The organism is bacterium (Candidatus Blackallbacteria) CG13_big_fil_rev_8_21_14_2_50_49_14 (genome assembly GCA_002783405.1).
Lineage (GTDB): Bacteria > Cyanobacteriota > Sericytochromatia > UBA7694 > UBA7694.
The window spans coordinates 24,889-37,986 of sequence record PFGG01000050.1; the positions used below are offsets into that span (position 1 = coordinate 24,889).

Below are 13,098 nucleotides of genomic sequence, written 5' to 3' on the forward strand. Positions count from 1 at the left end.
ACAGGAGGGTTCAGGCCGCTGAAAAGCAAATGCTTTAAACTGTCTTTCGCCAGGCAATGACTTTCTCAGTAACAAAATCTGAGAATTCGCGCAGGCTCTCGGGATTTTCAAACAGGATTTGGTTTTTAGCCAATATTTCGCTCTTCAAGGCTTCGCGCCAGACGCTATCCTGGGCCAGTTTGAGAGCCAGTTGAATGGTTTCTTCGGGGGTTTCTGCCACCGGGCCAGCTATTTTCATCAAGCGGTAAGCTCCCAAGGCCACCCGGCCCCGAAACCAGGGTGAGGCCCAGCTCACGATCGGAATCCCCAGGCCCAAACAGGTAAAGACGGTATTGCCCCCTCCGACGGGCCAGGAGTCTAAGACCACATCGACCTGTTCCAAGAGATGTAAAAACTGTGAAGGCGGCTGCCAGGGGGCAAAATGGAGCTGAGCATCAAAGCTCGCCAGACTTTTTTTCCAACGCCCCGCCAATTTTTGACAGATTCCATCCTGACGGTGCATCAGCACCCAGATCAGGGCTTGGGGGTCTTGCTTGAGAATGCCCGCCAAAATCTGATCAAAAAGGGGGTGGAATTTGAAGGGGGTCATCGGGCAGAGATAGATTCTGCGATCGGCCGGCAAACCCAGCTCTGCGCGTGAAAGCAGCGGAGAGGAACGCTTTGGTTTGCGCGGCATAACAGGCAGAGCTTGGGTGCGTATCAAGGTTTCAGTATAGTGCGCTTCTGCATCGGGGGGTTCCATCACCTCGGGAGAGAGATAATAATCAAGGCTCTTGATCCCTGTGGTTTGCATAATGCCAGGTAAAACGATTTGAATCGGGGCCAGGCGGTAATGGGCCAAACACCAGCTAAAGGGGTCAGAGCCTAAATCTGTATAGATCAAGGCTTCAGCCTGCCAGGCCGCTAACTCGCGCAGGCTTTGCGCAAGCGACCCACTTAAACTGAAAAAATTCTCTACCCGGTCAGCCAAATGCTGGGTGCGTGCATCCTGAATGGCGGGGGCAATCAAAAAAACAGCGACTTCAAATCGGCAGGGATCAAGCCCGCTGATCAGGGCTTCAAAGAGGTGCAATACCGAGTGCTCATAAAAGAAGTGAGAGACAAAGCCGATTTTTATCCTGCCGCTGCCTTTGACGAACTCAGGTTGGAAGCTGGGTAAAAACCGGGTGTAAATCTCTGCAAGTTTTTCAAAGGGGGCTCTGTTCAGTTCGGCTTGAAAAGCGGGGTAAAAGGGGGCTGTTTTGAGTTCGCGAAAAGGCTCAGCGATGCAAAGCGGGGGGCCATTTTTCAGGCTTTCTAACTGGCTGATAAAGCGCACTCTTGCGGTTTGGGCCTGTGCTGAATTTTGATAGAGCAGGGGCAGCATCAACAGGGCTTCGAGTTTTAGCGCATCGCTGGGTTTGCGTTTTTGAGCTTCCTGAAGGGCCCACTGGGCCTGTGCCTCTTCGCCAATTGCTTGATAGGCCCGTGCTAAAAAAGCATAGAGTTGAGCCTGATCCCCTTTTTGCCATTCGGGCAAAGCCCTGAGACCTTCCAGACTTTTCTGAATCAAAGGCGTATACCGGGCATAGGTTTCATAGAGCCCGAGCAGGGTCAGCCGCAGTTCCATCTCCCAGGGAAACCGGTTTAAACCGGCTTCGAGCAGTTCAAACGCCTTTTCAGGCGCTCCTATTTTCAGGGCCTGTTGGGCTCCTGCCAGCCAATCTTCTGGCCGGGCTTGGGGGTGGGCGAGCCAATTTTTCCAGACAGGATAAAGCCCTTGGGGATTGAGTTTGAGTAAGAGTTCGGCCTGCAGTGGCAAAAGCGCGAGTGCTGCTTCCGAATCAATCGGTGTCAGCGTTAAGGCTTGGCAGCAAAGTGAAAGGGCTTCTTCAGGGGCTGTGTTTCGCAGCAACCAGGCCAGATTATTCAAGCTTTCAATCGCATCGGGGGTCAGGCTTAAGGCTTGACGGTAGGCTTTTTCGGCTGCTTCAGCCTGAGCTAGATTTTGCAGGCAAAGCCCCAGAGCATGAAAGAGTTCAGGTGTGCTTTCAGCTTGGGCTTGAGCCTGTTTCAGCAGTTCAAGCGCTTCTGCCCAGGCTTTTGCTTTTATCTGCGTCAAAGCCTTTTCAAATAAGGCTTTTCCTGTGCTCAAGCTAGAAGAATTTCCGCTCAAGATGATCGGCAATAAAACCACGAATACTGCGGAGATAATCCTGGTAGGGTGTCACTTCTTGCATCTTTTGAGCCAGTTGGGCCTGGATTTTGACCTTGTCAGGTTTGGCTTCGGCTAGATTTTTTGCTATCGCCAGATATTCGGCCTCAGTTTGCGCAATGGAATGGGTTTCAGCAAAAATCTGAAGTGCAGCCTGGGCATAGCGGCTGCGTTGGCTTTGACCTGGCAAAGTGAGAATTGGGGTTCCCAAAGGCAGAAAAGAAAAGACCTGGGCGCCCAGCCCGAAATAATAGGGGTCCAGAATTAGATCCACATGCTGGGCCAAACTCATCAGTTCATGGCTGGATAAGGGGGGGAGCAACTGCAAGCGTTCTTTGCCCTCCGCAATAGTTTTTTCCCAACGGGAACGCAGGCGTTGGTTCAAGATCGCATAGGGGTGGCTCAGCACCAAAATCTCAGCTTTGGGATCTCCTGCCAAAAGTTGGGCAAGTACCTGGTCGTAGTCAGGATGAAGGCCTACGGCAGAGACAGGGCAAAGATAAAAATTGCGGGTTTCGGGCAGTTGAAAAACAGAGCGGGGCAGCAATTGCGAAAAAGGCTTGCGCAGCGGGTAGGGCAGCCCCTCCAGGGCAAAAAGCGGTTCGCTGTAATCGGCTTGCGCATTCGGGGGTTCCAGCCACTCAGAAGAGAGATAAAAATCCAGGCTCGCAATGCCGCTGGTGGTGGGGAAACCATTCAAAACGCCTTGTCTTGGCGCCAGACGGTAATGGGCCAAAAGCACAGAGTTTAAGTCATTGGGGCCCAAATCCGTGAAGATCAGATAATCCAATTCGAGCTTTAAAATTTCTTTGCGCTGAAATTCGAGATCCTTGTGAAGCACAAGATACTGTAAATCGGGATCGGAGAGCACCTGCGCAGGGGGGTCTACCGACGAGAGCAGGATCACTTGAAAATCCCGGCACAATTGTTGAATTAAGCTGAAAAGCGGTTGGTAGAGCCCTGTCTGATAATTGCACCAAATCCCCAAGCGCGGCGTGCGAAAGTCATTGCTGGGGAAAAAGGGATGGTCATCTAGATTTTTTAAGCTTTTCTTGAGCAAGGCCTGGGCCATTTCAAAAACGGGTTGAAGGGGTTCCTGACTGTTTGCCAGACGGTAAAACCCTGGAGGGCAAAGTTCCCAGAGTGGATTGTGGATAGTTTGTTCAGCCTGAAGCGCTGCTTGGATTTGGGTTTTCCATTGCGCCAACCAAAGGGCTTGCTCTTGTTGATCTGCAAAAATCCAGGGGGGATTGAGCAATTGACTGATTTTGGGCCCCGTGCTTTTTTCAGAGACGAGCATTTCGTCCCAGACCTGAGGCGATTCTCCGACCAAATTCAGGGCCTGTTGGGCTTTGATATGAATTTGGGCCCGGTTGAGCAGAAATTGTTCTTCTGGATGTGATTTGACAAAGGCTGCGTAATGTTGCAGGCAGAGGTTCCAGTTTTGTTGTTCAAAATTTAACTCGCCGAGATAGAAATGGGCGAAGCGATCGGGGCTTGGGCTTTTCAAGGCCTGTACAAAGGCCAATTCAGCCTCTTTGCGGAATCCTTTCAAGAGCAGAATCTGTCCCACCATGCAAAATGCCCGTCCCCTTTCTGGGGCATTTTCGGGGGCTTGCTCTAAAAAGGCCTGAAATTGGCGGATGGCCATTTCAGGTTGTCCAGAACTTTGCTGGAGCAAGGCCAGTCGATAATTTGCGAGGTAGTGTCGGGGTTGAATTACCAAGGCCTTGATATACGCGCGCATGGCCTGTTCCTGACTGTCTTGTTCCTCAAAAAGCAGACCCGTCTGAAATAAATCCTGTGCTATCTGCTCAGGCGTCTTGCTGGTATCTTCAGACATTTTTCTATATTCTTTCTGTTTTTGGGCTCAGTATACCCGATTTTGAAGTTTTCAGTCTGGCCTGAGATAGATGAATCGCGACGAGATATTCAGTTATTTTCGCTGCAGAGGGTAAATTTAAAGCGCTTTTTGAGCTTGACGTGAAAAGGGCTTTAAACCGAATCAGGTGAACGAAACCTGACACTCAAACCAGGAAAATTCAAGGGCAAACTTCTGAAACGTAAAAATAATCTTGGCTTTGGCCCCTTGTATTCCAGGGACGAGTCGTGTATGATTAATTTCAATGAGACTTAAGAGTCCATTCAGTTCGCTGCTATCGTGTGTTTCGTCCCTGTTCCGCCGGTGATAAGGATTCCAAGCGCTTCCCTCCCCGTCCCAGGTTCCCCCACTGTCTGCTGCGCTTCAATTGAATTGGAGTCCCATGTCCTTATCACATTTTTAAAGGTATTTTTCTCGAATGAATATTTATGTTGGCAATCTTTCCTACCAAGCTGATGAACAAAGCCTTGCAGATCTTTTCTCTGCTTACGGCGAAGTTCGCAGCGTACGCGTAATCACCGATCGTGAAACCGGTCGTCCCCGTGGCTTCGGTTTCGTCGAAATGGATTCCGCTGATGCAGGTCAGGCTGCTATCTCAGCTCTGAATGGCAAAGAACATCTTGGCCGTCAGCTGAATATCAACGAAGCACAGCCCCGCCAGGAACGCAGCGGTGGTGGTGGCGGTGGTTTCCGCGGTGGCGATCGTCGCTCTTTCAGCAACAGCCGCTACTAAACACATAGCATTGAAGGCCCTCCGTTTGACGGGGGGCTTTTTTCATGCTCATTTACGCAATCCCAGCCCTAAGTTTGGCTGATTGGGGAGAGAGTTCCTTTGCAATTTGGCTTGAGCAGGCGATCTGTGGTAACATGCCTCTGAATTTTTCCCAGGAGAATACCCCATGCAACTGGCCCGAGTGATTGGAAATGTGGTCGCCAGCCGCAAAGAAGAAAGTCTGAAGGGTGTAAAGCTGATGATCGTTCAAAAAGTGAACGATCAGAATCAACCCCAGGGTTCACCTTTTATCGCGATTGATGCAACTCATCAGGCGGGAGAGGGAGATTTGGTCTTTCTTGAAAGTGGTCGTGAAGCGGCTCTGGGTCTTGAGGCCTGGTATAATCCTGCAGATCAGGCAATTCTTGGGATTGTGGATCAGGTACACACGGTAAACTAAGACCTGTTAAGAGCTCTGCTACTTCTTTGAGCTCTTCCGGTAGATCCGTAAATGTCACGGAACCATCCGGATCTAAAAAGATTTCAATACTGTTTGTTTTGGATGCTTCCATCGTTTTGGACCTGCGCAGAATAATACTCGCTTTTAAAGCGGCGATCTTCTACAACGCCCAAGGCGTCTTCAAGAAAAGCTGAGAGTTCTGTGCAGACAGGGCCTTGCGCGCCCATGACTTCAATCTGAACGTCTCCATTGGGGGCTATCTTGATTTGAAATTCAGCTTGACTCATGGCAAACTCCTCAGCGGGTACTGTGTTTACTTAAACATACCCACCCCTTTGAATTCAAGCGTTCTCGAGCAATCCTGTTTCTTTCAGGGTGAGAAACCTACGCAGGGCCTCAGCAAAACTGCCAGAATTTTCGGCTTCAGCTTCGGCAAATAGACGTAAGGATTGCTGTACTTCAGCTTCAAGCGCATCCTGAAGGGGTTTTTCCAGTTGGATGGCTTTTAATTCAGCTTGTAACTGGGTGGATTGTTTTAAATTCCAATCCGGATAGCTCAAGTTTGAGGTCTGCAGGGTCTCTATCACCTGGGCTGAAGGGGTTAAGTTGGGGTCTTCAAATTTGGCGCGTTCGTTGGCCAACAAAGGCCGATAATAGGGCTGAGAGCGCCCAGCATCCATCAGCTCGGCCAGGGGTTCCATTTTTTCGAGAATGCCCAAGCCCCAGTCTTTTAAGAGAATGCTGCCTTCAGGTCGCAAAAGCTTCATGCCGGGCTGACGGCCTTGAATTGAAACCCAATGTTGGTTCTCATTGATCAGTTCCAATTCATCCATGCCGATGGGAGGATTGGGGTCGAGCAGGCAATAGAGCAGGAAAAGTCTGACAAAATGCAATTGGTCGGCAGTCACTCCAATATCTTCAAAGGGATTGATATCCAAGGCTCTCACTTCGACATAATCAATCCCCCGTGTGCGCAGGGCACTGAAGGGTCTTTCCCCACGGTGAGGGGGTTGTTTGGGGCGAATCAGGGCATAATGCTCGTTTTCAATCTGGAGAATATGATCATTGAGTTGCAGATACTCGCCGTTGACTTGAATTCCCAATTTTTCAAAACTTGCACAGGGGCTGCTGATCGCCTTGTAGAGACCTGCCAGATACTCGGTCAGGCTGTTGTAATTGATGGAATAGGTGCAGCGATTTGAATTGACATAGCCCAGGCGGCTCATGCGCAAAGAAGTTGCCATGGGGCCAATCAGCGTATCCTCATTTAATTTTTGCAGTTCAGGTATTTCACGCTGCACAAAACTGGGGTGCGTGACAGGCGCAGCCCCATAGAGATAGGTTAAAATCCAACACTGACGCAGATAATTGCGCATCAGAGCCAGATAATTTTCTGAAATAAAGGCATTCATACTCAAAGGGCTTTGGGTCTTGTGGTGCAGGTATTCCCAAAACTGGGGGTGAAAAGAATAATTAAAATGAATTCCAGAAATGATCTGCATCATTTTGCCATAGCGGTTGGCAAGGCCTCTGCGATAGATTTCTTTGATTTTACCTGCATGGGAATGCCCAAACTGTGCAATTTGGATTTCAGCTTCTTGAATTTGAGGGGGCATGCTTTGAAACCAAATCATTTCAGCGGGGTTCATTTTCTTTGCACTGAAGCTGTGAAGATTGCGCTGGTGGCTCAGCAGAGCATCGATTTCAGCGAAGGGGGGGGTAATCAGCTCGATCTGGGCTTCGGCAAAGTCAGTGGTGATGCCGGGATGGGTTAAAGCAGACCCCAAGGCCTGGGGGTGTGGGGTTTGCGCAAGTTTACCGACTTGGGTGACGCGAAGTGCTTCCCGCTCCAGACCTGCCTGGTACATTTCAAGCAAAGCGCTTTGGGAATCTGCTGCAAAACTATGCAGCCATTGCGTATAGGAAAGCGAGTTATTCATGTAAGCCCCTTTGATTCAGGATCGGTATGCGTATTTTAGCTGGTATTGTTCCCACTTGGGAATTGTGTCCTGAGGTCTGTTCTGTGGTAAAATTTTTGTGTCATGTAACTGGTATATGACCAGTACATTCGTGGTTCTGGGAATTCCTCCCATCAGAATATGTAAAGTTGGAACGGGATCAAACCTTGACAGACACAACAAAACAACCTAAAGCAAAGCTCACCATTACCCGGGGAGGTACTCAGGGTAAGGAATTTCAACTTGAAGGAGAACTGACTGCGATCGGGCGTTGGGATCCTGATGGCGGTGCTTTTCCTGAAATTGATTTGACCAACGATGATATTGAGGCCAAAATTTCGCGCAAACATGCCCGAATTGTGTTTCAAGAGGGCAAGTATCACCTTGAAGACATGGGCAGTTTAAATGGAACGTATATTAACCGGGGACCACGGCTGATTCCGGGTGAACCTCAGGAAATCAAGCACAACGATGAATTGATTATGGGCAAGACTTTTTTCCGTTTTGAAATTGCAGGTCAGGAATAATCAAGATTTTGTGTGTGCAGTGATTCAGAGCTAATCTGTGTTTTTCCTGCGTTATCCTGTGATACAATCAAGATTAATTATGACAAGAGGATACTGCTTGCGGAATGGCGCGTAACAACGCTCTGATTTCTCAATTTATTCGCGGCGAAGAGCGTCGACAGTTCAAGGATATTATCAAAGCGCTGGCGCTGGTGATTGACCTTGCTGAAGGGTACGATGCCCAGCATGGTTATAATGTGGCCCTCAGTGCCGTTCAGTTGGGTAAATACATTGGCTTGGGCCCAGACAAACTGCGTACTATTTTTTACGCAGGCCTTTTGCATGATGTGGGTGAAGTGGGTTTTCCCAAAGAGACCGACGCGTTTGATTTCTTTGAGTGGCAAACCCAACCCTATATCCGCCCCCATCCCCTGATTGGTGAGGCGATTGTCTCTCAGTTGCCGACACTCAAAAAAGCAGGTGAGATCATTCGCTCGCACCATGAAGCCTGGGATGGCAGCGGTTATCCCGATGGGCTCAAAGGCGATAATATCCCGATTGAATCTCAAATCATCGGGCTTTGCGATACCTTTGACGTTGCAGGCTCTGTTTACCATGACAAAGACACCCTGCGTTCCCGGCTTGCTCCCGTTTTGCGTTCGCATTTTTCACCTGATCTGATTCAAGAGTTTAAACGCATGTTGGCAGAAGCTGAACTTTGGGGAGCAAGAAATTTCAATCAGGCGGCTTGGCAGGAATTGGGCATTGACGCTGTAGATTTGGCTGTCTTACTTGAAGTTGAAGTTGATTATTTTAAAGTCACCCTGAAAACCTTTGCCAATGTGATTGACGCCAAACACCAATACACCAAGGGCCATTCTTTACGGGTCGGTGCGCTTTCACGTCGCATTGCCACCGAGATGGGCTTTAGTGAGGAGGAATCGGCCACAATAGAACGTGCGGGTTTTCTGCATGATGCCGGCAAGGTGGGTATCTCCAGATGTATTCTCGACAAACCTGGGCCACTCTCAGATGTTGAATATGGGCGCATCAAAGCGCATCCTGGCATGTCTGCTGCTTTGCTGAATACGATTCAATGTTTAAGTGACCATGCTCCTTTGGTACGGCATCATCACGAACGCTTTGATGGTTTTGGGTATCCAGACCGTCTCAAATCTGAAGAAATTCCGATTGGCAGCCGTATTCTGGCAGTAGCCGATACCTATGATGCAATGACCTCTGATCGGGCCTACCGCAAAGGGCTTCCCGATCGCATTGCCCGTGAGGAAATCATCAAGTACAGCGGTAAAATGTACGACCCCGATGTGGTCGAAGCATTTTTGCGTTTGAACAGTGAAGAGATCATGCTTTTATTTGAAGAGGCAGAAAAAAGCTCCTCGCTGATTTACTGAGTAAATGAATTCTACTGGCTACCACCCGCATTTGTTTTTGCCAGTTAACCATGCCTGGCTTTCACGTTTTAACGCCATTTATCCTGAAGCTTTTCAGAAGTGTTTTGAATATCTTCAGCTCAGTCAAATCAAAGGGCCAGTGCTTGAGTTTGGTACCTTTTTTGGCTATTCGGCCAGCGTCATTGCCTATTTACTCAAACATTTTCAGCTTGACTGGCCGCTCTATCTTTACGATTCATTTCAGGGCTTGCCTGAGCCTGAGCACAGTGTCGATCAAGCCAGCTATGAAGTCAAAGCCCACCAGGTCTGGCTCAAAGGCGCCATGAATGTGCCTGAAGAAATTCCCGACCAAATCCACAAAGGGCTTTCGGTGCTTTTGCCCTTAGAACAGATCCACGTGATTCCTGGTTTCTTCTCAGAAACCTTGCCTGCTTCCCTGCCAAAGGAGCCGGCAGCTTTGGTGCATTTGGATTGTGATTTGTATGCTTCCAGCCTGAGCGTTCTCAAGGCCCTGCTGGAAAGAGAGCTGTTTCAGGATGGCTGTCTGCTTTTGATGGATGATTACAGTTGCAATAAAGCCAATCCCAAAATGGGCCAGCGTCGCGCCTTGCGCGAAGCCTTCGCGGAGCAGGAACGCTGGAGTATATCAGAGTTTATGGGCTATGGCTGGGGCAGCAAGGCCTTTTTTGTGCACGACACTGCGGTAGAACCCGTTTAAATTTTCAGGTGCATCAGAAAATACGCCATTTTTTTACGCCACCAGGGCCAGTCATGGTTGACATCATGGCCCCAGATATCGATCCAACAGGGGATTTGCTTTTGATCGAGAATGGTTTTCAGCGCACGCGTATCCGCTAACATGGGGTCTTCCCAGGCCCCTTGGCCAACCGAAACGATGATCTGGCTTTCGCGCAGGTATTTGAGGGTTTGGGGGTCGTTCAAGTGGGGCAAGAAGGCCAGGGGGGTATGAAAATAGACCTGTGAATCCATATAGTTCCCAATAAACAGATTCAGACGATAGACACCGCTGATGGCAAGCAGGGCATCAAATTTATCGGGGTGGCGAAAAAAGAAATTGGCGGCATGGTAAGCGCCCATGGAGCAGCCTGTGGTCAGAATGCGCTGGGAGTGAAGGGGGTTGTTTTCGCGGATAAAGGGGAGAACCTCTTGCAGAATATAGCGTTCATATTGCTCATAGCGTGCGACACGGGCTGGCACAGATAAATGGGGGTGCGTCCACGACTGGGCATCAATGCCGTCGACTGTATAGATTTGAATCCGACCCGCTTCAATATCTTCGGCACAGACTTCGACCATGCCAAAATCTTCAAATTCAAAAAAGCGCCCCTCTTGGGTTGGAAAGACGAGCATGGGTTTGCCCGCGCTGCCATACACTTTGAGTGCCATGGTCTGTTCGAGTTGGGGGCTCCACCAGCTATGATAGCCAATATGCATCTGAAAAATTCTCTCCTTGAAATTTTTAGAAAAGCAGGCCTGCTTGCATGCCCAGGCTGAAACTGCCAGCTGGCCAGATCAGGTTTTTTGTCGAGGTTTCCTGGGCCTGAAACGGATTCAGCAAATAATAGCGCAGATCAAAACTCAGGTGAAGACTGTTATTCCAGCTGTATTCAAGTCCCAAACCAGCATGGCTGGTTAAGCTGAGCGGTGTTAAGGCTGGATCTGCGCTGAAAACTGGGTCAAGGCCTAAAAACACGTAGGGTCGTAGAGGAAGGGGGTAAGGGGTATTGATCATAAAGGCCAGACTGCTACTGGCTTTAAACAGGGGATAGCCCGTCAAAGCGGCAGAGAGGCCATAGAGCACACGCCAATTGGGAGAGAGATCGCTAAAGCCTGAAATGCCTGCAAACTCAGTGGTTTCTCGCCCAAAACCGGCGATCAGTTTGCCCGTCTCATCGTATTTTTCGACCTGCTTGTTCAGTGGGGCCAAAAGGGTTTCCTGACTGAAGGAAAAACTATGACCTGCCCTTGCCGGGGCAGAAAACAGACTGAGAAAAAGCAGGGTCAGCAGTAAACGTTTCACTTGGGTAAATAGTCCGGTTGAAAGTCGCAGGGGTCGAGGTGTTGGGTGCGGTTGACGAAACGGATATAGCGGCGATCGCCTTCCAGGCCAATCAGGCTGAGCGAGGTATTGTCGATGCAAATAAACAGATTTTCTGAGGGGGGAACGGCTGCCACAACGCCCAAGAGTGCGCGGATAAAACCGCCATGGGTGACCACCAGGCCTTGAGCTTTGGCTGGCTTTTGCGCAGACAGTGCCTTTAAAAAGTCGCGGGCCCTTTGCCACAAGACTTCACGCGATTCTCCTTCAGGCACCACGCCCCAGTCACGGGCCTGTTTAAAGCGAGAACAGTCTTCAGGGTAGCGTTCAAGGGCTTCAGGCCAGGTCAGACCTGAAAAGATACCTGAGCTGACTTCAACCAATTGGGCATCGGCTTCAGGCGTTGGTATTTGCAGGGTTTCGGCAATGACCTCTGCGGTTTCCCAGGCACGTTTGAGTGGGCTGGCCAGAAAAAAATCAGGGGGGGCTTCGCGGTAATGCTCTTTAAGATGACGTGCCAAACAGGCAGACTGCTGTAAACCCTGGGGGGAGAGCGGGAAATCTACACGACCCTGCATTACCCCACGGACATTGCCCTCTGATTCGGCGTGTCTGACCAGCAATAATTCCATTGTTTGAAGCGCTTTAAAACCCGGCAGAAACAATCTGCCGGGTTGTTTGCTTACTTAGCGCAGGATGTTGGCATGCATTTGGCTGGAAATTTCAGCCAAAACAGCCTTCATACCATCAAGGTCGGCACCGGCACGAATGGCGGCACCAATGCCAATGCCCTCAGCGCCGGTTGCAACGGCGGCTTGAACATTGCCTGCATGCAGTTTGCCACTGACCATGACAGGGATATTGACAGCAGCACGAATCGGTGCCACATGGCTGATATCACCGGTGATATTTTCGATTTGCAGCAGATCTGCACCTGCCGCTTCGAGCTGACGGGCCAATTCAATCTGCTCTTCTAAACCGAGAACGCCAGGAACGGTGACGCAGACGGGGACACGGCCCTGAATCCGGGCGGTCAGGTCATGGGTCCATTCCATCACCATTTCGGGAGAGATCAGCGCGCCTCTTTCATAAATCGGCGCAAAATTGCCCAGCTCAACAAAATCTGTGCCCCATTCCAGAGACGCTTCAAGTTCAGCCGGAGAAAGCGAAGAAACAAACACAGTCAGGTCAGTATGGGCTTTGACCCAGGCAATGCTTTCAGGGTGAACAGAGAGGTCAATGGAGCTTGCTTGGCCTTGTGCGGCCTGCGCCACAGTCTGGATTTCGGCGGCATTGAAATTTTCAATCCCGGCAATTACTTTCAGAAAAGGTTTTTCAGCAAGCAAACGGGCAAGAATGGGATGTGTCACGCGGATTCTCCTATCGCATATTGTGGTAAGTCCCAGAGGACATCAACCAACAGGATAGCACAGATTGGGCCGAAATTGAACGTCAGCCGCAACAGTTCTCCAACCACATTGAGCCATCCTGCCAGTATTCTTTTTTCCAGATCGGCACGCTTGCTTTCAAGGTATCAATGATAAAATGCATGGCTTCAATGCTTTCTTGGCGGTGAACCGATGAAACAGCGATGGCAACAGCTGCTTCGCCAATCTCAATTCTGCCCACGCGGTGAATCACCCCGATACGCTTAAGCGACCAGCGTTCACGCGCTGTTTGAAGAATGCTTTGAATCTCCAGCAGGGCCATTTCGGGATAACACTCATATTCAAGATAGAGCACCCCCTTGCCCTGGTTGTGATTGCGAACGCTTCCCAAAAATAAAGAGCTGGCACCGGCCTCGGGGTCGGCTACACTTGCCAGCAGTGCAGAGATATCAATCGCAGAAGCGATGATTTCAATTTCATCACGCTCTGTTTTCAAGGTTTGTTTCACAAACTCAGAAGCTTGCATG

Annotated in this window: 14 protein-coding genes; 5 read left to right on the plus strand and 9 right to left on the minus strand. The window is 49.8% G+C overall.

Going from position 1 to position 13,098, the window contains the following annotated elements:
* Nucleotides 1–34: 34 nt before the first annotated feature.
* A complete protein-coding gene (locus COW20_11970) occupies nt 35–2,176 on the minus strand; it encodes a hypothetical protein (protein PIW47597.1) in 2,142 nt (713 codons plus the stop codon).
* A complete protein-coding gene (locus COW20_11975; protein PIW47598.1) occupies nt 2,136–4,037 on the minus strand; it encodes a hypothetical protein in 1,902 nt (633 codons plus the stop codon). The genes COW20_11970 and COW20_11975 overlap by 41 nt, the downstream gene beginning before the upstream one ends.
* A gap of 457 nt (nt 4,038–4,494) precedes the next feature.
* Between COW20_11975 and COW20_11980 the strand changes: the two genes are divergently transcribed.
* Nucleotides 4,495–4,809: an RNA-binding protein gene (locus COW20_11980; protein PIW47599.1), complete on the plus strand. Its 315-nt coding sequence runs from the start codon at nt 4,495–4,497 to the stop codon at nt 4,807–4,809.
* Nucleotides 4,810–4,975: 166 nt separating this feature from the next.
* Nucleotides 4,976–5,248, plus strand: a complete 273-nt coding sequence (locus tag COW20_11985) for an ethanolamine utilization protein EutN (protein ID PIW47600.1) — start codon at nt 4,976–4,978, stop codon at nt 5,246–5,248.
* Nucleotides 5,249–5,331: 83 nt separating this feature from the next.
* Here COW20_11985 and COW20_11990 read toward each other — a convergent pair whose 3' ends face one another.
* Nucleotides 5,332–5,535 (minus strand): hypothetical protein, encoded by a 204-nt coding sequence (locus COW20_11990; GenBank protein ID PIW47601.1) that lies wholly within the window; start codon nt 5,533–5,535, stop codon nt 5,332–5,334.
* A 54-nt stretch (nt 5,536–5,589) separates the two neighbouring features.
* Nucleotides 5,590–7,188, minus strand: coding sequence for a glutamate--cysteine ligase (locus tag COW20_11995; protein PIW47602.1), 1,599 nt, complete (start codon nt 7,186–7,188; stop codon nt 5,590–5,592).
* A 167-nt stretch (nt 7,189–7,355) separates the two neighbouring features.
* On the opposite strand from COW20_11995, the gene COW20_12000 reads away from it, so the two are divergent.
* The 3 genes from COW20_12000 to COW20_12010 all read left to right on the plus strand — a co-directional run bounded on the left by COW20_12000 (nt 7,356) and on the right by COW20_12010 (nt 9,842).
* Nucleotides 7,356–7,733: a hypothetical protein gene (locus tag COW20_12000; GenBank protein PIW47603.1), complete on the plus strand. Its 378-nt coding sequence runs from the start codon at nt 7,356–7,358 to the stop codon at nt 7,731–7,733.
* Between the two features lie 104 nt (nt 7,734–7,837).
* Entirely contained in the window at nt 7,838–9,124 is a 1,287-nt protein-coding gene (locus COW20_12005; protein ID PIW47604.1) for a hypothetical protein, read from the plus strand.
* Between the two features lie 4 nt (nt 9,125–9,128).
* Nucleotides 9,129–9,842 (plus strand): hypothetical protein, encoded by a 714-nt coding sequence (locus tag COW20_12010; protein ID PIW47605.1) that lies wholly within the window; start codon nt 9,129–9,131, stop codon nt 9,840–9,842.
* Here COW20_12010 and COW20_12015 read toward each other — a convergent pair.
* Genes COW20_12015 through COW20_12035 form a run of 5 tightly spaced genes read right to left on the minus strand, consistent with a single transcriptional unit; the run spans nt 9,839 to nt 13,097 of the window.
* Complete coding sequence (locus tag COW20_12015; GenBank protein PIW47606.1) at nt 9,839–10,579, minus strand: hypothetical protein; 741 nt, start codon at nt 10,577–10,579, stop codon at nt 9,839–9,841. The two genes, COW20_12010 and COW20_12015, sit on opposite strands and share 4 nt — an antisense overlap.
* Before the next feature lie 25 nt (nt 10,580–10,604).
* Complete coding sequence (locus COW20_12020; protein PIW47607.1) at nt 10,605–11,165, minus strand: hypothetical protein; 561 nt, start codon at nt 11,163–11,165, stop codon at nt 10,605–10,607.
* On the minus strand, nt 11,162–11,848 hold the full coding sequence (locus COW20_12025) for a hypothetical protein (protein PIW47608.1): 687 nt from the start codon (nt 11,846–11,848) through the stop codon (nt 11,162–11,164). Before COW20_12025 ends, COW20_12020 begins: the two co-directional genes overlap by 4 nt.
* Nucleotides 11,849–11,869: 21 nt before the next feature.
* Nucleotides 11,870–12,589, minus strand: a complete 720-nt coding sequence (locus COW20_12030) for a hypothetical protein (GenBank protein PIW47609.1) — start codon at nt 12,587–12,589, stop codon at nt 11,870–11,872.
* 46 nt (nt 12,590–12,635) lie between these two features.
* Nucleotides 12,636–13,097 (minus strand): molybdenum cofactor biosynthesis protein MoaE, encoded by a 462-nt coding sequence (locus COW20_12035; protein PIW47610.1) that lies wholly within the window; start codon nt 13,095–13,097, stop codon nt 12,636–12,638.
* Nucleotide 13,098 lies beyond the last annotated feature (1 nt).

Coding starts and splice junctions, on each gene's coding strand:
- COW20_12005 (PIW47604.1), top strand. CDS start 7,838: ATGGCGCGTAACAACGCTCTGATTTCTCAATTTATTCGCGGCGAAGAG.
- COW20_11980 (PIW47599.1), top strand. CDS start 4,495: ATGAATATTTATGTTGGCAATCTTTCCTACCAAGCTGATGAACAAAGC.
- COW20_12015 (PIW47606.1), bottom strand. CDS start 10,579: ATGCATATTGGCTATCATAGCTGGTGGAGCCCCCAACTCGAACAGACC.
- COW20_11975 (PIW47598.1), bottom strand. CDS start 4,037: ATGTCTGAAGATACCAGCAAGACGCCTGAGCAGATAGCACAGGATTTA.
- COW20_11990 (PIW47601.1), bottom strand. CDS start 5,535: ATGAGTCAAGCTGAATTTCAAATCAAGATAGCCCCCAATGGAGACGTT.
- COW20_11995 (PIW47602.1), bottom strand. CDS start 7,188: ATGAATAACTCGCTTTCCTATACGCAATGGCTGCATAGTTTTGCAGCA.
- COW20_12035 (PIW47610.1), bottom strand. CDS start 13,097: ATGCAAGCTTCTGAGTTTGTGAAACAAACCTTGAAAACAGAGCGTGAT.
- COW20_11985 (PIW47600.1), top strand. CDS start 4,976: ATGCAACTGGCCCGAGTGATTGGAAATGTGGTCGCCAGCCGCAAAGAA.
- COW20_12010 (PIW47605.1), top strand. CDS start 9,129: ATGAATTCTACTGGCTACCACCCGCATTTGTTTTTGCCAGTTAACCAT.